At 60.4% G+C, this 18,553-nt stretch carries 16 protein-coding genes, 1 tRNA gene and 1 pseudogene; 14 read left to right on the top strand and 4 right to left on the bottom strand.

Annotation, left to right across the window (positions count from 1 at the left end; translation table 11 throughout):
- Nucleotides 1–74 precede the first annotated feature (74 nt).
- Both LJD17_RS10140 and LJD17_RS10145 read left to right on the top strand, forming a co-directional pair.
- Nucleotides 75–299: a hypothetical protein gene (locus LJD17_RS10140; protein ID WP_227384044.1), complete on the top strand. Its 225-nt coding sequence runs from the start codon at nucleotides 75–77 to the stop codon at nucleotides 297–299.
- A gap of 125 nt (nucleotides 300–424) precedes the next feature.
- Complete coding sequence (locus tag LJD17_RS10145; protein ID WP_227384045.1) at nucleotides 425–1,174, top strand: Crp/Fnr family transcriptional regulator; 750 nt, start codon at nucleotides 425–427, stop codon at nucleotides 1,172–1,174.
- Nucleotides 1,175–1,266: 92 nt separating this feature from the next.
- Here LJD17_RS10145 and LJD17_RS10150 read toward each other — a convergent pair whose 3' ends face one another.
- Entirely contained in the window at nucleotides 1,267–1,620 is a 354-nt protein-coding gene (locus tag LJD17_RS10150; protein WP_227384046.1) for a response regulator, read from the bottom strand.
- A 397-nt stretch (nucleotides 1,621–2,017) separates the two neighbouring features.
- Here LJD17_RS10150 and LJD17_RS10155 point away from each other — a divergent pair, with 397 nt between their 5' ends.
- Nucleotides 2,018–2,275 (top strand): hypothetical protein, encoded by a 258-nt coding sequence (locus tag LJD17_RS10155; protein WP_227384047.1) that lies wholly within the window; start codon nucleotides 2,018–2,020, stop codon nucleotides 2,273–2,275.
- Between the two features lie 182 nt (nucleotides 2,276–2,457).
- Here the strand turns inward: LJD17_RS10155 and LJD17_RS10160 are convergent, their stop codons facing one another.
- Nucleotides 2,458–2,772 carry an EthD family reductase gene (locus tag LJD17_RS10160; RefSeq protein WP_227384048.1) on the bottom strand — a complete coding sequence of 105 codons (315 nt, stop codon included), beginning with the start codon at nucleotides 2,770–2,772 and terminating at the stop codon, nucleotides 2,458–2,460.
- 219 nt (nucleotides 2,773–2,991) lie between these two features.
- Nucleotides 2,992–3,121 (bottom strand) — tRNA-Pro (locus tag LJD17_RS10165).
- An 82-nt stretch (nucleotides 3,122–3,203) separates the two neighbouring features.
- Between LJD17_RS10165 and LJD17_RS10170 the strand changes: the two genes are divergently transcribed.
- The 11 genes and pseudogenes from LJD17_RS10170 to LJD17_RS10220 all read left to right on the top strand — a co-directional run bounded on the left by LJD17_RS10170 (nucleotide 3,204) and on the right by LJD17_RS10220 (nucleotide 17,025).
- On the top strand, nucleotides 3,204–4,496 hold the full coding sequence (locus LJD17_RS10170; protein ID WP_227384049.1) for a tyrosine-type recombinase/integrase: 1,293 nt from the start codon (nucleotides 3,204–3,206) through the stop codon (nucleotides 4,494–4,496).
- The gene (locus LJD17_RS10175) at nucleotides 4,493–5,302 is read left to right on the top strand and encodes a hypothetical protein (protein WP_227384050.1); all 810 of its coding nucleotides are present in this window, start codon (nucleotides 4,493–4,495) and stop codon (nucleotides 5,300–5,302) included. Before LJD17_RS10170 ends, LJD17_RS10175 begins: the two co-directional genes overlap by 4 nt.
- A gap of 86 nt (nucleotides 5,303–5,388) precedes the next feature.
- Complete coding sequence (locus LJD17_RS10180; protein WP_227384051.1) at nucleotides 5,389–5,598, top strand: helix-turn-helix transcriptional regulator; 210 nt, start codon at nucleotides 5,389–5,391, stop codon at nucleotides 5,596–5,598.
- 171 nt (nucleotides 5,599–5,769) lie between these two features.
- Nucleotides 5,770–6,012 (top strand): hypothetical protein, encoded by a 243-nt coding sequence (locus tag LJD17_RS10185; protein ID WP_227384052.1) that lies wholly within the window; start codon nucleotides 5,770–5,772, stop codon nucleotides 6,010–6,012.
- A gap of 1,066 nt (nucleotides 6,013–7,078) precedes the next feature.
- Complete coding sequence (locus LJD17_RS10190; RefSeq protein WP_227384053.1) at nucleotides 7,079–7,480, top strand: ATP-binding protein; 402 nt, start codon at nucleotides 7,079–7,081, stop codon at nucleotides 7,478–7,480.
- Between the two features lie 228 nt (nucleotides 7,481–7,708).
- On the top strand, nucleotides 7,709–9,169 hold the full coding sequence (locus LJD17_RS10195; protein ID WP_227384054.1) for a toprim domain-containing protein: 1,461 nt from the start codon (nucleotides 7,709–7,711) through the stop codon (nucleotides 9,167–9,169).
- Between the two features lie 1,371 nt (nucleotides 9,170–10,540).
- Nucleotides 10,541–11,181: pseudogene (locus tag LJD17_RS10200) on the top strand (SOS response-associated peptidase).
- Nucleotides 11,182–11,285: 104 nt separating this feature from the next.
- Complete coding sequence (locus tag LJD17_RS10205) at nucleotides 11,286–12,647, top strand: transposase (protein ID WP_227384055.1); 1,362 nt, start codon at nucleotides 11,286–11,288, stop codon at nucleotides 12,645–12,647.
- Nucleotides 12,648–13,193: 546 nt separating this feature from the next.
- Nucleotides 13,194–14,471, top strand: coding sequence for a dsDNA nuclease domain-containing protein (locus LJD17_RS10210; protein ID WP_227384056.1), 1,278 nt, complete (start codon nucleotides 13,194–13,196; stop codon nucleotides 14,469–14,471).
- A complete protein-coding gene (locus tag LJD17_RS10215; protein ID WP_227384057.1) occupies nucleotides 14,468–15,076 on the top strand; it encodes a hypothetical protein in 609 nt (202 codons plus the stop codon). The genes LJD17_RS10210 and LJD17_RS10215 overlap by 4 nt, the downstream gene beginning before the upstream one ends.
- Nucleotides 15,073–17,025 (top strand): ATP-binding protein, encoded by a 1,953-nt coding sequence (locus tag LJD17_RS10220; RefSeq protein ID WP_227384058.1) that lies wholly within the window; start codon nucleotides 15,073–15,075, stop codon nucleotides 17,023–17,025. Before LJD17_RS10215 ends, LJD17_RS10220 begins: the two co-directional genes overlap by 4 nt.
- Nucleotides 17,026–17,706: 681 nt before the next feature.
- Here LJD17_RS10220 and LJD17_RS10225 read toward each other — a convergent pair.
- Nucleotides 17,707–18,543 (bottom strand): HNH endonuclease, encoded by an 837-nt coding sequence (locus LJD17_RS10225; protein ID WP_227384059.1) that lies wholly within the window; start codon nucleotides 18,541–18,543, stop codon nucleotides 17,707–17,709.
- Between the last annotated feature and the right edge of the window lie 10 nt (nucleotides 18,544–18,553).

Consider the following 18,553-nt stretch of genomic DNA (forward strand, 5'->3'; position numbering starts at 1 on the left):
GATCATGCCGAAAGCGTCAGCTACTCGAGACTTTGGAGCCTGAGAGGGCCTCTTGGGCCGACCGGAGAACGGTGATGCCTGATTCTGCGATCGAACGGGAACACCTATCCAGGGCGGAACGTGACATCACGGAAGGTGAGACCCGCATCACCAGGCAGATGCTCCTCATCGAGAGGATGCGCCTGGACGGCCACGACGTCAGCGAGGCGGAGCGGCTGTTGCTGACCCTGCAGGAAACCCTTGCAGCTTGGCAGGCCCATCGGGAGCAGATCCTCCTGGAGCTGGCACGAGACGGCTAATGACGTTCGTGATGGACAGCGATGACTGCGCCTCCAACGCCACGAGGGTAGCAGGATCGGGAAGGCCGGTCAGCCTTGGAACGAGTGGAACTCGTTAAGCAATGTCACCGGCTGGGGGTACAACGATGAATTTCGCACTGCATGAACAGAGCCAGCACAATCCCCTCCTCCAGAAGCTGGAGAGTATTTCTGTTCTGTCAGATGAGGAGAAGCAGGCGATCCTGCATTTGCCCATGAATGTCAGGGTACTCGAGGCCGACACAGATATCGTCCGCGACGGAGACCGCCCATCCGATTGCTGCTTGATCCTCAGTGGCTTTATCTGTCGCTACAAGGTCCTGTCCGATGGCAGGCGGCAGATCATGGGTTTCTACATCCCAGGTGACATCCCCGACCTGCAAAGCCTTCATCTCCAGGTAATAGACAACAGCGTTGGCACGCTCGTCAAAAGCAGCGTGGCCCTGATCCCGCACCAAAGCCTGAGGGATCTGTGGCAGCGCTATCCCAATCTTGGCGAGATCCTATGGCGTGACACCCTTATCGATGCTGCCATGTTCCGTGAATGGCTGATCGGTGTCGGGCGGCGATCGGCCTATCAACGTATCGCGCATCTGCTCTGTGAACTCCTGATGCGAATGAAGGCAGTCGGCCTCGCCAACGAGAGTGGTTGCGACCTACCCGTGACCCAGAGCGAGTTTGGGGACGCTCTCGGGCTCTCGACAGTTCACGTGAATCGCGTTCTTCAGGACCTGCGGAGGGACGGCCTAATCGTTCTGCGGGGAAGCTCCCTGACCATCCCGGATTGGGAGGCTCTGCAGACTGCAGGCGACTTCGATCCCGCTTATCTTCACCTGATCAAGGAAGAGGCGCCCTGATCGGCAGGACGGATCCCTACGCTCCGTGGACCGGATGTCTGCCGGATGGTCTATTCCATGGGCCGTAGTCGGCCTGCGGCACCGTCACGGCCTCAGGCCTGTATCGATCTCAGCGTGCTGGCCAATATCTCGCGGCTGACAGGCTTCTCAAGCCAGGGAGCGCCGCGCAGCTCGGGCGGGCCCTCGGCTTTGGGCGGCAGACCCGAATAGACCGTGAAGGGGATGCCCCGGTTCTTCAGTTCACGGGCAATCTGCAAGCTGGTCCCGTCCTTGATCATGATGTCGAGGATAGCGAGGTCGGGGCTGTTGTGCCCTAGCCATTCCAGCGCCTGCGCGCAGCTCGTGAACGGTCCCGCCACAGTGAATCCGGCTTCCTCCAGGGAGGCTTCCATGGACATGCCGATCAGAACCTGATCCTCAACGATCATGCAGCAGGGCTGAGCCATTATGGATGCTTTCCTGAATGCTGGAGTAGCCGAAAAAAAGCTCCGCTGGCGGAGAAAACCAGCGGAGCCTGGGTCGATGCAGAAGGGGGAGCAGCTACATCGCGAGTTGTTTTCGCCCGGAGACGACAATCGCTCACTCACATAGGTAAAACCTAGCCACATCAAGCGCCTTCAGGATTGCCGGTTTTCCCAATCTTATGGAAAAACTCGATTGGAAGGCGCTTGCATGACCGGCTCATGTTTTCTGCAAGAATAGAACACGACAGGGATATCTGATGTGCGGGGCGTCGAGAAGGCCTCGCATGGAGGACGCTGAAAATAATCCCCCGCCCCTTGCAGCCGAGCTGAAACCAACATTCAGACGCACGATTGAACAATAATCCTAGTGCAGCCTAAAATGTTCGAACTCGTCATGCCATTCGATCCCTCGGGCTACCGGTTAGCCAATGCAGATCACTTTCGTGCCGAGGCCCGCAAGCTGCGGGAATTTGCCAAATGGTCGTGGTTGGAGGAACAGCGCCGGACGGTGCTGGAAAAGGCCGCACACCTTGAGGCTCTGGCCGCAGACGAAGAGCGTATGGCCCAGGCCCAGATGCAAGAGCCGCTGCATCGGGACCCGCAAGAGCCTCAAGAAGGCCAGGTCACCGACTCATAATGCTCATCCGGATTTTGGCTGAAGCGAGTTCGACGAAAGCAAGGTAGTTTTTGCTTCGACGACAACGACATGTTCCTGATCGTTGACCGGTTCGGCACCGGCTACGTCGCCAGGAATTCGGTTCGCCGGCGCTACGCTGATCCCGGAAAGTTCAACGGCTACGCCTGACGCGCCGAAGCCCCTTACGCTTCAACGATTTCGCTGATCTGCACGATGGGCACGATGTCCGTATAGTTGGCGACGTCCGCGCGGATCTCCGCGGCGTGGGGACCGAACGCCTCCTGGAATGTCGCCAGGGTCGGCGAGTAGATGTGGCACGCTGCGACGAACTCGGGCGCGCTTCCAGGCTCGCGACCCGAAAGGCCCTTATCGATCTCGTAGCGCAGGCAGGCATCGCCGAGCCGCTCCTGGAGCAGTGGCATGTGGCGGGTGCGGTAGTAGTCGTGATCAAATTTCGACCCGGCATCGGCCGGATAGTAGACGCTGAACTTGATCATGGTCGGGCCCCTAGCCGATACGGAATCCATCGATGCAGTAGTTCGTCGTGGCTCATCCCAGTCAGCCCCACGCTCCATCCCACCCCGCGAACAAATCCTTGGGACTTCCTTGGGACTTTGCGCAGCCTAACGTGCGATTTCGCAGCCTTTTGCGGCCAAAACGAGAACGGCGCCCGAAGGTGCCGCTGTCGATTTTCCCTTGTACTTCAAAGGGTTTAATGGTCGGAGCGAGAGGATTTGAACCTCCGACCCCTAGTCCCCCAGACTGATTCTTCGATATCTTGGGGCGTCCGCGGAGATCTCTTAATTTCCAGAAACTCTTACTGCGCCTCAGTTCTGATCCACTCCGATCCTTGGTAATCTCCCAATCTCCTGCACTTGGTGCCGTCATGGTGCCGTCACAGGTCGGGATCTCAAACCGGGATGGACCGATGTCGAAGATCAGGATTTCGAAACGCACCATCGATGCACTGCTGCCCAGGGACAAACCCTATGTCGCCTACGACGAGGGTCTGACAGGCTTCGGGGTACGCGTCATGCCGTCCGGGACAAAGACCTATATCGTCGAGTATAGACCGGGCAGTGGTGGACGCGGGATCCGCAGCGTCCGGCTTTCCCTCGGGCCCCACGGCATACTGACGCCCGAGGAGGCACGAAAACTCGCTCGCGACCGGCTCGCTGATGTGCGGTTGGGCAACGATCCGGCCGCAAAACGCCGCTTGGAACGGGCCACCCTGACTCTTGCGGAAGTCGCAAACCTGTGGATGGCGGAGGCCGTCACACCCAAGCTCGCGGCCGGTACAGCCGCGCTCTATCGCCTCTACCTGGACAAGCATATTCTCCCCGCACTGGGGTCACGCAAGATTAATGTCGTCACCAGCGCCGAGGTCGACAGATTACACGCCGGCCTCGGGAAAGCGAACAAACGGGCCACCGCGAACCGTATCTTGGCGACCTTATCAGGGCTATTTTCGTTCGCTGCGAAGCGCCACCTCGTGCCGGCTGGCTTCTCGAACCCCACACGGGGCATCGAAAAATTCGGGGAAGAGAGTCGAGAGCGCTATCTCACAACCGATGAACTGCAGCGACTTGGTGGCATCTTGCGTACGGCCGAAACGGTCGGGCTGTCCTGGGAACCGGATCCGGACAGGCCTACAGCCAAGCATGCTCCGAAGGAGGCAAACCGGCGGGAGGTCTACTCCCCTCACGTCACCGGAGCAGTTCGTCTGCTGCTGTTCACGGGCTGCCGCCTTCGCGAAATCCTCCACCTCCGGTGGACCGAGGTCGATTTCGAGCGTGGCCTCCTGTTCCTGCCAACCTCGAAGACCGGCCGCAAGACCGTTGTCCTCAACGCTCCAGCTCTCGCGGTGCTGAGCGCGCTTCCCCGAGCTGGCTCCTATGTCATCGCAAGTTCCGATCCCGCAAAGCCCCGGCGCGACCTCAAGCGACCGTGGGCCGCCATCACCCGCGCGGCTGGACTGCCAGGTCTAAGGCTTCACGATCTCCGGCACTCGTTCGCCAGTGTCGGTGCCGGCGGTGGTCTGGGGCTGCCCATCGTCGGCAAGCTCCTTGGTCATGCGCAGGTGTCCACGACGCAGCGCTACGCCCATGTCGATGCCGATCCCTTGCGGCGCGCTTCGGAGCGCATCGGGACTACGATAGCCGCAGCGCTCGATGGAACGCCATCAGCTGATGTGGTTCCATTCGAAAAGGCGAAAGCGTGATTACGCGCCGAGAACGATTCGACCGTCTTGAGGTCGAAACCCTGGCACTAATGGAACGTGAAAGAGTCCAGGCGCGGGATGGTGATTTGGCAGACGTAGCGTATCCGCACTTTCCGATGCGGGCAGAACGGTCCATCAACCATGTAGCGCTGGGAGCTGACGCGTTCATCTGTCACGAGATTCGAGATAGTATGATCACAATCTGGCGTCGTGCCGGACGCACCAATTCCTTTTCCATCGAATTTGGGCACGGTGCTCCGACGTCCGCCTGCCTGGACCGCCTTGCGGCTGCCATAGCTGATCGAAACCCCTGGCGATACCAGAAGGCGTGGGATGGGATCAGCCGGGGGGAGCAGCGCGAAATTCGCAAACACATTGCGCTCAGGTGGCGGTTGCGCTGCGGTGACATTGAGGAGCCTCACTTCCTGTCTCCGCTTTACCGGATCATCGAGCGGTTCCGGCCTGAAGACGATGCTTTCTGGAGTGTCGCCCTTGAGGTCATTCAACGGAGGAAACGCGCGGCATCCTCGCGTCGCCGACCAAGGAACCAGCTCGGAGATTCTGTCGCACTCGCGCTCGCCCAGATGTGGTCTTGTCTGGCAGGGCGGCCGATCGTCGTCCCACACGCTGGCAACGGGACCTCTGAACTGACCGGCTCCATGATGGCCTTCATTCGCGATGCGGCGCAGGTTTATCCCGAGGCGAGGATCAGTTTCCACAGTACGTCGGCCTGGGCGCGCATTCTCCGACCCGAGTTGTTGCGAAAATCCGGTATTTCTGAAATGCCTGACGACATTCCGTGGTAAAATCTGGATAATTCAGAAGCGGACACAACGTGGGCATTGAGAGAACATCAGACCACCCCAGAGAAACTGAGACGTGGTGAAAGATAATGGCTCAACCCACTGAAATCCTGACCGAACGCGAGGCAGCAGCATATCTCAAGCTGTCTACGAAAAGCCTCGCAAACGGGCGCGTCTACGGTACTGGCCCTGAGTTCGTCAAACTTGGACGGGCCGTCAGGTACGAACGTGCGGCGCTCGACCGCTGGATTGCGCGAGGCCGCCGGCGCTCGACATCCGACGCTACCCAAACAGCGTAAGGCCACCGAACAGGCTCTTGAACCTTATACTTGAGCTCTCCCAGCGCATCACCGCTGGGGGGCCTCGCCAAGGCCAGAAGCGCCTCACTCCAAACATGCGCTCGGTACGCCGAGCAACGTGCCATTCACACTGCCGTACGCCTTGGCGTTGGCAAAGAAAGGACTACGGCCATGAAAGACGATTTGAAGCACACCGTTGCGGCTTTGGTTGAGGCTCAGAAGCTGATCGAAGCCATGTCTGTCGATCAGCGTATGGCGCTCGGAGAAGCGCTCGCAAGTGAGCTCCGTCAAGCGAACATGCTGCAGCGTTTTGAACTCAGAACGACGCGAAAATTTGGCTGGGCAATCGAGGCGCACCCGATGGATCTGCGCGTCGACACTTCATGCCGCTTTGATGACGACGTACCGTTCTAGGAGGTTCTAATGCAACCCGCTTTGATGCGGGCGTTAGGATCAACAGAGGAACAAAAAGAAGCCTCCCAAGCAGCGAACTTAGAAGGCTTCAAGAAGTCAGATAGTGCAACGACTTCATACCTCATGAGCGGCGGTGACACAACCGCCGTTCGAGATCCTGCGGCCCGAAGGTCTAGATCAAACCCATCAAGGAAGATCACGGTGAGGCGGCAAGCCTCTCACCGACTTGCCGAACTCTATCGGCTGTCGGCGCTCTACCGCCTGAACGGAAGCCGAATGGACGCTGGCGTATGGGCCTTTGTCCTTGCGGCAACCCTCGGCGCCGGAAAACCGGCCCGGGTACCGATAGGCCGGGGACACCGTGAGTTCCGCTGGCCGGGGCTGACGCTCGAAACCCTAACCAAGGCGATCGAACGCTGTGGGCTTAGTGGCTTTACGGACGACGAGTTGGTCGCGCTTATCCGGAAGGTCAAGCAATGGCAGTCCGTGAACGGCGTACGGTTAATCGGCATGAAGCGCTTGGGCGAGATGCTGAACCTCTCGGCTGCCGAGCGGGAGGTGTGTAAAATACGGAGCATCGATGCGGTCGACGAACCCTGTGCGGAGCGACGCATACGCCTCGCGGAAGCCCGGAAAGCGAGAGACAGAGAGGCGAAGAAAGCCAATCGCAAGTGCAAGCCGCGTGTGGTCTACGAGGCACAGTCTCTGATGGCGAAACAGCCATGGGTCGCTGCCGGCATCAGTCGCGCCACGTGGTATCGCTGGCGTAAGGACAGACGTGAGACAGGTGTGTCGACGCACCAAATATATTCTCTTCTACAACATCAACGGACACACTTGTCTCAAGAGCTTCGATGCTCAAGTCCAGCGGGTCCAGCGAGAACTGGCGACGCCATCCTCACTGCCGTCGCTGGCGTGCCTTCGGCACAGGGGCTGCCGGGGACGCGTGTCGACCTCGAACTCTCGCTTGCTGGTCGAGTCCAAGCGGATTTCGGGCGCTGCTTTCTACTCAAAAGACAGGCGTGGTCGCATGTGAGCCTGTGGCTGAACCCGAAGGGCGGCCGCCATGGATGAGCCAAGCCGCCTGCCATCATTGACTTTGAAAAATGACCCGGATTGGCAGGGGCATTCAGCAAGCTTACCGGTCGATTCACAACAGTCCGAATTTCAATTCGAGCGTGAAGACTGGGTTCTCTTCCGGTCCGTCGGTACTCTGTCCCAGAAGGCTGGAGTGCCGCGGCAGAAGCTCAGGCGCCTGGTCCTGAAAGAGCTTGTCGACAATGCCCTCGATGCAGGGGGTGCTGTTGTCGCCTTTGCTATGGATGATCGGGGACGCCACATCGTCGGCGACTGCGGCAACTGCAACCGCTTTGTCGTCCACGATACCGGACACGGGCTGCGAGGCAGCCCAGATGAAATTGCCCGTCTCTTCAGCATCCGACGGCCGCTGGTCTCGTCGAAGCTGTAGCGGATGCCGATCCGCGGCGCCATGGGCAATGGCCTGCGGGTGGTCGCCGGGGCGGTGGCTGCCTCAAACGGGAGTCTGCGGATCTGGACGCGCAATCAGCTGCTCGTCCTAGACGCCTCGCGATGATGGTACCACGGCCGTCGAAGCCCGCAGCATCGACTTTCCGACTGGCACCAGGATCGAGATTTCCTTTGGTCCGGATCTACCTCTCGATCGTGACACTCTGTCATGGGCGGACGCAGCCATCCGCATGGCCTCTGGCGGACCCGGCTATGGGGGAAACCGTCGCCCTGGTGGTATGATGCCGATCATTTCTTCGAGCTGCTCCAAGCCGCCGGCACTCGTCCGATCCGCGACCTTGTCGCAAGTCTTGATGGCTGTAGCGGGGCCAAGGCTGGTAAGATCGCGGCGGCATTCAAGGCCACGGCCTGCAATGCCGTGAGCCGCAGCGAGGCAGCCAAACTCCTCTCGTCCGCACGGGCCGCGGCGCGACCGGTTAGACCCGAGCGCCTCGGTGCTGTCGGACGGCTCGACAGCCTTCCTCCGTCATATGCCTGCCTGTATGGAGAGTTCCGGGCCGGCCGTGATCCCAAGGCGCAGGTGCCTTTCTCAGTGGAGGCCTGGTGCCATGCCGATCAACGATTGGACGATGAGTCAAGCATCCAGATTCGTGCAAACCGGACCCCTGTTACGGGCCAGGTGAATGCCTACAGCAGGAAGGATGGCTTGGTATTCCACGGCTGCGGTCTGCGCCACCGCATCCGCGTGCCGAAGGGCCGCTTCGACTTCGTCCTGAATATCACCACGCCCTTCTGCCCCATCACGACAGACGGAAAGGAGCCGGATCTCGAGCCGTTCGTGGAGCAGATTGCCGCGGCCATCAATCGCGTTGCTCGCAGGGCTCGACGCGTGCTCCCCAAAACCGCTCAATCGCTCTGCGAAGGCCTTACGCAGAAGGCGATCATCCTTTGCCGACTGGAGGAAGGAGTGGCGAAGGCGAGCGGCAATGGAGCTTATCGCTTCAACCAGCGTCAACTGTTCTACGTCCTGCGGCCCTTCGTCATCGCGGCGCTTGGAACCGAGCCGTCCTGGGACAACTTCTGCCGCATCATCACCGAGTATGAGGAACAGCATGGGGATATCCGGGGCATGTACCGCGACCCGCGCGGAACCCTGTACCATCCCCACATTCGCGGGGATATTTCATTGGGGACCCTTGCGGTTGAGCAATACTGCCGACCCGCGTGGACCTTCAACAAGGTCCTTTACATCGAGAAAGAGGGCTTCTTCGAGGCGTTGAAGGAGGCGCGCTGGCCTGAACGCCACGACTGCGCGCTCGTAACCAGCAAGGGGTTCAGCACCCGCGCTGTTCGCGACCTGCTCGACCTGCTCGCTAGTGGTGAGGAGCCGGTCACGGTTTTCTGTGTCCATGATGCGGACGCCTTCGGCACCATGATCTATCAGACCCTGCAGCAGGAGACAAAGGCTCGCCCCGAGCGACCGTTTCGGATCATAAATCTCGGCCTTGAGCCGTGGGAGGCAATCCGCATCGGGCTAGAGATCGAGACCATCAAGGACCATGGCTCAATAACCATCCTGCCAAGTTTTGGCGCAACTATGTGGACGAGATCGCCGCAACACTGGCAAATCAATCAGGCTCGAAGTGAGAGAACTTTCAGCGTCGGATGAGGCGTTCTGCAGCCTTCGCAGAGATGGAACAATCGCTTGAACATCAAACACCAGGAACCGAGTTTCGCCTCGCAGCGCAGCGGCGCGCACAATGGTTCCGATCCGCACGGCGTTTGGCGCAGGTCCTGCAACAATAAATGACGCCGGCGCGCTGTGGCATGAAGGGCTTCTGGCACTCGGGGCAGCGGCGTTCCGAGGGCGCCTCGCACTTGCGCTTCAAAGCGTTCCTGTGCTGCTGCCGGCAGTCAGGGGCGCAATACCTCCGGGCGCGGCCCATCACGGTTGCGCCGCATCCGCGACACGTCGCACTCGTGTAGACGGACCGCCGCCGCTCGTTGTCGGCGGCTCGGCGGCATCCATCGCAGCAAAATCTTGCCACTTCTCGTTCAGGACAAAACTCCTTCTTGCAGCGTTCGCATTGTCTTGGCCTGGGATGCAAGGCAGCAGACTGGAAGACGGCGCACGGCCCGCAGGTCAGCCGCGGGCGTCCCCGCCGCGGCTCAGGTGGGATATCACACTGGCAGATCCTGCATTTCGTTGGTACTCGGGCGGCCGGAGCCCCTTGGCGGGCCGCGTCAATAAGAGCCCAGATGTCCATGCGATTAATCTCTGCTCATGTATCAAACGCATGCCGTTCGGTACAGTTCGACATAGATTACGCGCCAGGAAATTTAGTCGGCTCGGCGCGAGATTTTACGACCCCGGCGGTCGCTGGCCCTGGCCGCGCACGACTTTAACCAGCACCCATATCCCCTTACAGACATTTCGTCCCAGACGCGCAAGCCAGTACGGCAGCACCGCCAGAGAGGCCGCAGGCGAGCGGCGATCAACTTGACGCGATCCAACTCGATCTCATAGCCAAGAGATCTGACCGCTCCCGCCAATCCTCTGACTGGTCGGACCTTCTGCCTGCGGCTACGGTCTCGAGCAAGTCGCCTACCAGTGGTCCCTGCAGCTTGCCCCGTGCGGTGATGCACGACGTGCTCTATGACCATTCTGTACGACGAATGCAGCAGGACGTAGTGTCCTGCGTTCGCCAGGGCTGGACCATCAATCAGGCCGGCTTCCACCCTGAGTGCCATGCTGACCACCACCTGAAGGTGGCCAAGCACTTCCTCAACTATTCCGATCTGCTCCGAAGCGTAAGGCAGCGGGACTGGACGTTCCCGTTGCCGCTTCGGAGAGGGGATGAGGCCAGGACGGGTGGCGGTCCGGATCTGAGGATCTAATGAGGCAGCAGGCCACAGAGCCTCTCGGATCATTTATTACGCGACACGGCAGAAATCCAGGTGAAGTCACGGAACTTCCAATAGGCACATAGGCGACAGAAGCCAGCCTTGCGGCTTGTCTGTCGTTTGGTAGCCCGCCGTCATGTGTAATCTCTACTCGACCACCAAGATGCAGGACGCGATCCGGCAGCTCTTCCGCATCCGGCACGACCGCACCGGCAACCTGCCGCCATTGCCGGGGATCTTCCCCGACGACAGGGCGCCGGTCGTTAAGAGCCATGACGGCGAGCGCGAGCTGCTGATGATGCAGTGGGGCTTTCCGTCTCCGCCGAACGTCAACGGCCCGCTGGTGCCGAAGGTCCGCAATGTGAAGAGTCCCTATTGGCGCGGCTGGATCAAGCCGCAATACCGCTGCGTCATGCCGCGGACCAGCTTCTGCGAGTACCAGGATACGAAACCTCGCAAGACGCCGACTTGGTTCGCCTTATCCGAGGAGCGGCCGGTGGCAGCCTTAGCCGGCATCTGGCGGCCGTGGACCGGCGGCGCGGCACCAAGGCCGAACCGGTCGAGAGCGAGCACCTGCTCTACAGCTTTTTGACCCGCGAGCCGTACGCCGAGGTCAAGCCGATCCATCCCAAGGCCATGCCGGTGATCCTCGCCACCGAGGACGAGTTTGACGCGTGGCTGAATGCGCCGGTGGAAGAGGTCCTGAACCTGCAGCGGCCGTTGCCGGACGGAGCTCTGCAGATAGTCGCCCGCGGCGATCGAAAGGATGCGGCCTGAGCGACGTGCGTGGTCCGCTTTGTGCCGATTTCGTTGAAAAAGTCCTCGTGATCGGCGGCGGATCGTGATTCCCTGATCGGGCGTTCTCAGCGGAGGACCGGGCCATGATGGGCGAGCGTCTCGTGATGCAGGAGAGCCTGTTCTACGAGTTTCGGCTCGAGGACCCCGTCCCCTCCGATCACCTGCTGCGGCGCATCGACCGCTTCGTGGACTGCTCCGAGCGGCGCCAGCACTTGGCTGGCTTCTACAGCTCCATGGGACGGCCTTCCATCGACCCCGAACTGATGATCCGCATGCTGCTGATCGGCTACTGCCTGGGCATCCGCTCCGAGCGGCGCCTGTGCGAGGAAGTGCATCTCAATCTCGCCTATAGATGGTTCTGCCGCTTGGGCCTGGAAGGAAGGGTGCCGGACCACTCCCCCTTCTCCAAGAACCGGCACGGGCGCTTTCGGGAGTCTGACCTTTTCCGCCGCCTGTTCGAGGCGGTGGTGCAGCGCTGCCTGGATGAGGGGCTGGTGGGTGGCGAAGGCTTTGCCGTGGATGCCAGCCTGATCCACGCCGATGCCAACAAACAGCGCTCCCTGGCCGGCTCCGACTGGAGAGCCCAGGATCACACGCGGGAGGCTCCGCGGGCCGTGCGTGAGTATCTCGCCACGCTCGACGAGGCTGCCTGGGGTGCAGCGACTGATGTTGAGCCGAAGTTCGTCTCGCCCTCGGATCCGGCGGCTCAGTGGACCGGAGCAATGCGCGGGCCAGCGTTTTTTGCCTATGCGGACAACTACCTGATTGACCTCAAGGAAGCTGTGATCGTGGATGTGGAGGCCTCGCGCGCGGTGCGGCAGGCTGAAGTCGGAGCGGCCCGCACGATGCTGGAGCGCACGGCCGAGCGCTTTGGTCTCAAACCCGAGCGGCTAGCAGCGGACAGCGCCTATGGCTCAGCCGAGATGCTGCACTGGCTCGTCGAGGAGCAGAAGATCGAGCCGCATGTTCCTGTGATCGACAAATCCGAGCGCCAGGACGGGACCTTCGCGCGATCAGACTTCAGCTATGACCCGGAGGCGGACACCTACACCTGTCCTGAAGGCAAAACCCTGACGACCAGCGGTACGGTTGTGAACGACGGCACGACGCGCCTCTACCGGGGCAGCACGTTCGATTGCGGTCCCTGTCACCTCAAGGAGAAGTGCTGTCCTAACACGCCGGCCCGTAAGATCTCGCGCAGCATCTACGAGCATGCCCGCGAGGTCGCACGCTCGTTGAAAGGCACACCGGCCTTCGAGCAGTCGCGGCAAGATCGCAAGCGCATCGAGATGCTGTTTGCCCATCTCAAGCGGATCCTCAAGATGGGGCGTCTGCGGCTGCGCGGTCCGTGCGGGGCTCAGGACGAGTTCCTGTTGGCCGCCACCGCTCAGAACTTGAGGAAGCTTGCCAAGCCGGTTCTGCCGACAGGGCCTCAGATGACCTGATTGGCCTAGGATGGCCCCAAGTCCCAACTCACCGTAGATCCAACTTCAACACAGCAGGCGCCGCTGCTCTCTCTGCCAAACTGAGCGCCGACTTTTTCAACGAAATCTGCCAAGAGGCGTCATTCCTAGGGGTCCGGCCGGGAGCGGAACAGCAGCTTTGGAAAGTGTGCCTGCGATAGCGGACATTCTGCACAACTGGTGCGATTTGATCATGATGGGGCCGGAGGCTATCGGTCCGGGTCCGAGGAGCAAGTCAATAAAACAGACGATCAGTGCCTGTTTGTGGCATCACTATTAGTTCGAATTGCCACCTGCGAACCATCGCTGTTTGTCCGTTGCGGCACGCTACGGCTACCGAGCGCGTCGAAATCGGATGGGATGTGATGACCTGAGGGGTACGAGTTTTCACCGGCCCGTGGCGTTTCAATTAAGTGCGAAGAGATGGTGGACCAACCCGCGTGTATACCGTTGTCGGGAAGGCGGAGTCCGAGTAGAATCGTGCTCGGGGGGAACCAACTATGATTCAGAACAGCCGGATCGCTGCGTTTGTGTAGCGGCGATATTCAATTACAGGAAGGCACGGTTTCTCCCCGGCTTAAAACGACTGCCAGCGGGGATCCTGGCGACGAGACCGAACGCAACTTCCGTTACCAACACCAGTATGGCGTGGTGCTTCTGGCCGCCGTGCGGCGCGGCACGCTGAAGTACATCGCCCTCTACTGTGAACACCATGAAGACTTCCTCGCCGAGCGGCCCGATGGCCTTTTCGACGCCTATCAGATCAAGACATCGAGACCAGAGAACGGGGCTTGGACGCTCACGTCCCCCGCGCTCACCAAGTCGATCGGTCGCTTCGTAGATCTCATGACGGCATTTCCCGGCCAGGTTGGGAGGTTCGTGTTCGTGTCCAACTCCGACGTGGATTCGGTCACGGTAGCCAGTACGGACGACAAACGTCGCGGTCGCTGCCCCGGTCTCATGCTGGACCACGTAAAGTCTTGCAGCGACGCTGACGCGATGCAGCCGCCGTTTCGAAGCACGTTCGACGCCCTGGCGGCGGAACTTGGTGCTGATAAAGCGCAGCTCTTCGAAGTGTTGCGAAGGCTCGAAACCGTCAAAGGCCCCTCGCGCGAAGACTTCGACGCGGCCCTAGCTCAAGAACATATCGGCGGCTTGACCGAATGTGCGCACCTCGCGCCGGGCCCCCTCCGCGAACTCTGCAACGACCTCGTCGCCAGGTTCCACCGCGCCGCATCGCTATTTGTGGTCGACCCGGATCGTCACCTAGCGAAAATTCCCTCGGGAACGACTGACGATCCAGTGATCACGGCCAAGCGCATTGTGATTGCTGATGTGGCCCTGGTCCCAATGTCAAAGGCTAGGGACACATTCCGCTACCAGGGCCCGCCCACCATCAGCCTCGGTCAACCTCGGCCCAAGCGCATCTTGGAGCAGAAGCTGGAGCGCGGCGGCGTCGGTGCCCTGGTCGGCTATATGAAGGCGCGCGAGCAGGCGGCTGAGTACCATTTTCTAGAGGAGCAGGCAAAGGACCCCGTATGGGCGGCTCGCCAACTCCGACAAGTCGAGGAGGCGGTCCACGGCGAATGCCTCGAATCGTATATGGCGCATCATACCGCCGGAGCGCCGTTCGGGCAGGCTATGTTCAACGAAGTGTCGACCCGGCTAAGGAGCTTGGAGACCCAGCGGAAGGATTTGCTTGGAGGAGCGCCCTATGAACTGCTGATGGGTACCGCAGCGCTGCTGACCGACGATTGCCGCGTGTGGTGGAGCGACCGCTTTCAGATCGAAGGGGGCGAAGGATGAGCCTCTCCGTCCTCAAGGCCGCGGCCGACGCTGAAAACGCCGACGGCCTACACCTCGCCCGCCTGCTGGTGTTGCTGCGAAGCGCCGACAAGCGCGGCAAGAGCGCCCCGAAGCCAGTCGAAGGCATAACTAAGCTTGCCAAGCTGGACTTCCTGCTTCGCTACCCGGTTTATCTAGAACGGGCGTTGGCGGCGCTCAACAAGTCGCCAGCCGACGCAGGGGTGCTGCCGCGGGAGCGCACGACCGTCGAGACCAAGATGATCCGGTTCCGCTACGGCCCGTGGGACGGCCGCTATCGACGCTGGCTCAGCCTCTTGTCCTCTCGCGGCCTCATCACCTTGTCGCTCAGCGGCCGCAAAATCGAAATCGGCTTGACTGATCGCGGTCGCACCTTGGCCGATGAGCTAGCCACCCGACCGGCCTTCCAGGACTTCGCGACAAGAGGCGCCGTCGTGATGAAAGCGGTCGGCGCCATGTCTGCCATGAAACTTAAAGACTTTGTCTACGAAATCGTCCCGGAGATCACGGGCATGAAATGGGGAACTGAGATCGGCGCCAGCAACCCCGAGGCGGAAACCTTTGACACCAGCGGAGAGCCTCGATGAAATTCAATTTGGTGTCCCTAAATCTGTCTTTGCGCCGTGCCGACGAGCAGATCGAGTTCTCCAAGCTCAGCTACTTCTGGGGTCAGATGGGCGCGGGCAAGTCAAGCATCGCTCGGCTGGTCGACTACTGTCTTGGCGGCACCATCCAGCTGTCTCCCGCGTTGCAGGCTGAGTTCGTCTCGGCGACTCTAACCGTTGAGCTCGAACGGGCGACGGTCAGCATCGAGCGGCCCCGGGACGCCGCCGACGTCTTCGCCTCGTGGGAGGACGATCAGGGTCGCTATTCGATCGTCATCCCGGCCCGTGTGGCTGCGGGCGAGGTTATCCCGGAGACGGGCATCGAAACGTTGTCGGACCTGGTCTTCTGGCTCTCGGAGATCAACCCGCCGCGAGTTCGCAAGAGCAAGGCCAAGACGGACAGCAAGATCGTGCGCTTATCACTGCGCGACCTGCTTTGGTACTGCTACCTCGATCAGGACCACATCGATAGCTCGTTCTTCTACCTCGAAGAATCGGCTGAGTTCTATATGCGGCTCAAGAGTCGCGACGTGATCCGCTATGTCATCGGCTATCACGACGAGCGGGTCGCCGATCTGGAAGCGGAACTCGACCAGCTCCGGGCGAACAGAACTGCACGCGTTGCGTCGATCGAAAGCCTGTCCAGGGCGTTAGCAGAGGTCGGCATTGAGTCTGAGGCGCAAGTGGCAGAGCGCGAGTCGGGACTTCGCGCCTCGATCGCCAAGGTGAACGCGGAGCTCGAGGTGTTGCGCAAGGGGCGCCGCGAGGAGCAGACCACCCATGCCATCGACGAACTGGCAAAGACGGCCCGGAGCCTGGGGTCTGATATCGCCAAGCTCGATCTCGACGCTGAGGAACTCCGCGCCATGCGGGACCGGCACGTGCGGCATCGTAACGAAATCGACATGCTGGGCCTGAAATTCAGGCGCTCCGCGGAGGCCCGCGAAATCCTCGGAGACGTGGCCTTCGGCGCCTGCCCGAGATGCACCCAAGCCCTGCCGACCCGGCCAGCACAATGCTGCGACGTGTGCGGCCAGGAGGACCTGGTCGACCTAGCCGATCCCACCGAGGTCGCGGCGCTTGAGGCCGACATCGCCAGCCGACGGGCCGAACTGAAGGAAGCCATTGCCGCGATCGACAGCAATCTGGCCAGGATGCGGGCGCGGCGGTCGGGCTTGCTGCAGACCAAGGACAAGGCCGAAGCTGACATTAATCGCGCCATCGCGGAGCAGGACTCTGCCTTCCTGTCGATGAGCCTGCTCAAGGAGCGAGAGCGCGCGGCGCTGGAGGCCGAGTTGGCGAGCATCGCCTGGCTACTACGCCTACCACTCTTGTTGCAGCAGCAGCGCGAGGCTCTCGCCCAAATCGTCGCGCTGGAACAGGCGAAGCGAGAGGCGCTCAAAGAGGCGCGCACCAAAGCGGAGGCGGACCGAACAAGTCTTGATCGTTTCGCCTCCTATTTCCTGGACTGCCTGGCCCTGTCCGGAGTGCCGGGCATTAAGCGCAACGACCATGTGGAGTTGGACCCTCCCGACTTCTACCCGGCAATCCTTAGTGCCGACCCCAGCGATCTCACGCGCTCGACCTTCACCTCGCTCAGCAGCGGCGGAAAGAAGACCCTCTTCAAATGCTGCTTCGCGATCGCCTTGCACCGCATCGCGGCACAGCTTCATGCGCCACTGCCCGAGCTCCTAATAATCGACTCCCCAATGAAGAACATCAGCGAGCGGGAGAACAGGGAACAATTTGAAGGGTTCTATCGCATGCTCTATCAGCTCAGCGCTGGAGAACTTCGGCGAACCCAGTTTGTCTTGATCGACAAGGAGTTCTTCGCGCCACCTGACAACCTCGCGGCCGGCGTCACGAACCGGCATATGCAGCCGGATAGTAACGAACACCAGCCACTGATCCGCTACTACCGAGGCAAATAACACAGGAGCTAGGCCTTTGTCCGATTAGTCGTAGTCGGATCAGAGAGCGCCCGCGGCATGATCTGATCAATGGCGCACAGTCTTTCCGAAAGAGGGCTTGACGTTATGTGTGCGGGGCAAGGTGGACACTTTCCTAAGTGAGCGGACTAGTCGGGGGCTCCGCTCGAATATGTCTGCGGTTTACTATGGCTCTCATCCGTTCTGGCCGCCGGCGAATGACAGGTTTTGGGAACTATTCAAGGCAATCTCAGCGAGCGAAATGGCCGCTAAGCGGTCATTCGCTGCCGCATGCCTGGCAAGCTTCTATGGGTCACAGGCAAGACATTCGCAGGCATGCCTTAAGGAAAACCGTAGGCGGACGATTCCTACAGTTTATCTGGCCTGCAGTTGCGTTACGATATTTCTGCACGGAGCGTCCCTCAGACGCCTATCCGACAGAGGCAGGAGATCCCACATTGTCGTGGCATGCGGGTGAAGCGTCTGGAGCCATGCAACCCTGTGCCGGCAAGCTCGGCCCGCGCTTTCGATTTTCAGTAGACTGTCCATGGGACCGAAAAAATTGCCCGGGCTGGTCCGGCCGCTTGCCGTCGCCATGCTTTTGGAACAGCAGATCGCAGATGCCCGCATGCCGCAACCAAATTGCGTCGGAGCGCTGCCTTTGCCCACGACGACCGTCCCTACTCACTGTCGGATGAGACGCCTCAGCTCCTCAACAGTCAGCCAGGGCTTCGAGGCATGAATCATACGATGGCAATTGGCACACACGAGAGCTAGATCACTTTCTTTGGTGGGCTCGCCATCGTCCATCAGTGTGGCAATTGGCTTCTTGTGGTGGCATTCGATGAAGCCATGCCCTCGCAGGCCATAGCGTGCCTCGAAGTCAAAGCCACAGCACTCGCATACCAGCTTTCCGTGCCTTTCGAGTGCTCGGGCTTTTACACGAGCAGGTAGGCTTCCACTCCGCTCGCGATACTCATGCAGGCAAGTTAGCCGTCTGCCTTCAATCGCCTCAAGCAGCGCTTCTGACATCTTGTTGGCGCTATCACCTTCTGCACCGGCATTTTCCAGTGCTTCAACGCCATAACGGACGACACGCTTATTCTGCCTTTCGGCACGTTGGTGCCATTGAATAAAGCCCCTACCCCAATCGATGACCAAATCGCCTACGTAATCCGAAAGTCTCGGATCACGCCAAGTATCGTAAAAATTCCAGCCTCCAACATCCTCACCCGAGATCGGATCGCGCATTCCATCGGGGGCAACGCTCTTGCCCACAATGCGATAGAGGCCCACAAAGAGCGCTTCTTTATCAGGGGTAGCCACGAAACTCGCCAGATACTGACGACCATCAAACAGTGGCTTCTTCTGAAGGTTTTGCCACCTTTGAAATTCGCTCTCTGCGGTGACCCACAACTTGAAGGCAGTGGGTCCGCCGGGCTGGCTCCATTGATGGCGAAGCAGAAGAGTATCAGCAGGGTCGACTCCAGCCGACTGCAAGATTTCATTGAAAAGTGGCATCGACCAGTCT

Origin of the sequence: Microvirga rosea (assembly GCF_020595095.1) — a bacterium.
Lineage (GTDB): Bacteria > Pseudomonadota > Alphaproteobacteria > Rhizobiales > Beijerinckiaceae > Microvirga > Microvirga rosea.

Coding starts and splice junctions, on each gene's coding strand:
- LJD17_RS10140 (WP_227384044.1), top strand. CDS start 75: ATGCCTGATTCTGCGATCGAACGGGAACACCTATCCAGGGCGGAACGT.
- LJD17_RS10145 (WP_227384045.1), top strand. CDS start 425: ATGAATTTCGCACTGCATGAACAGAGCCAGCACAATCCCCTCCTCCAG.
- LJD17_RS10150 (WP_227384046.1), bottom strand. CDS start 1,620: ATGGCTCAGCCCTGCTGCATGATCGTTGAGGATCAGGTTCTGATCGGC.
- LJD17_RS10155 (WP_227384047.1), top strand. CDS start 2,018: ATGTTCGAACTCGTCATGCCATTCGATCCCTCGGGCTACCGGTTAGCC.
- LJD17_RS10160 (WP_227384048.1), bottom strand. CDS start 2,772: ATGATCAAGTTCAGCGTCTACTATCCGGCCGATGCCGGGTCGAAATTT.
- LJD17_RS10170 (WP_227384049.1), top strand. CDS start 3,204: ATGTCGAAGATCAGGATTTCGAAACGCACCATCGATGCACTGCTGCCC.
- LJD17_RS10180 (WP_227384051.1), top strand. CDS start 5,389: ATGGCTCAACCCACTGAAATCCTGACCGAACGCGAGGCAGCAGCATAT.
- LJD17_RS10185 (WP_227384052.1), top strand. CDS start 5,770: ATGAAAGACGATTTGAAGCACACCGTTGCGGCTTTGGTTGAGGCTCAG.
- LJD17_RS10190 (WP_227384053.1), top strand. CDS start 7,079: ATGGATGAGCCAAGCCGCCTGCCATCATTGACTTTGAAAAATGACCCG.
- LJD17_RS10195 (WP_227384054.1), top strand. CDS start 7,709: ATGGGCGGACGCAGCCATCCGCATGGCCTCTGGCGGACCCGGCTATGG.
- LJD17_RS10205 (WP_227384055.1), top strand. CDS start 11,286: ATGATGGGCGAGCGTCTCGTGATGCAGGAGAGCCTGTTCTACGAGTTT.
- LJD17_RS10215 (WP_227384057.1), top strand. CDS start 14,468: ATGAGCCTCTCCGTCCTCAAGGCCGCGGCCGACGCTGAAAACGCCGAC.
- LJD17_RS10220 (WP_227384058.1), top strand. CDS start 15,073: ATGAAATTCAATTTGGTGTCCCTAAATCTGTCTTTGCGCCGTGCCGAC.
- LJD17_RS10225 (WP_227384059.1), bottom strand. CDS start 18,543: ATGCCACTTTTCAATGAAATCTTGCAGTCGGCTGGAGTCGACCCTGCT.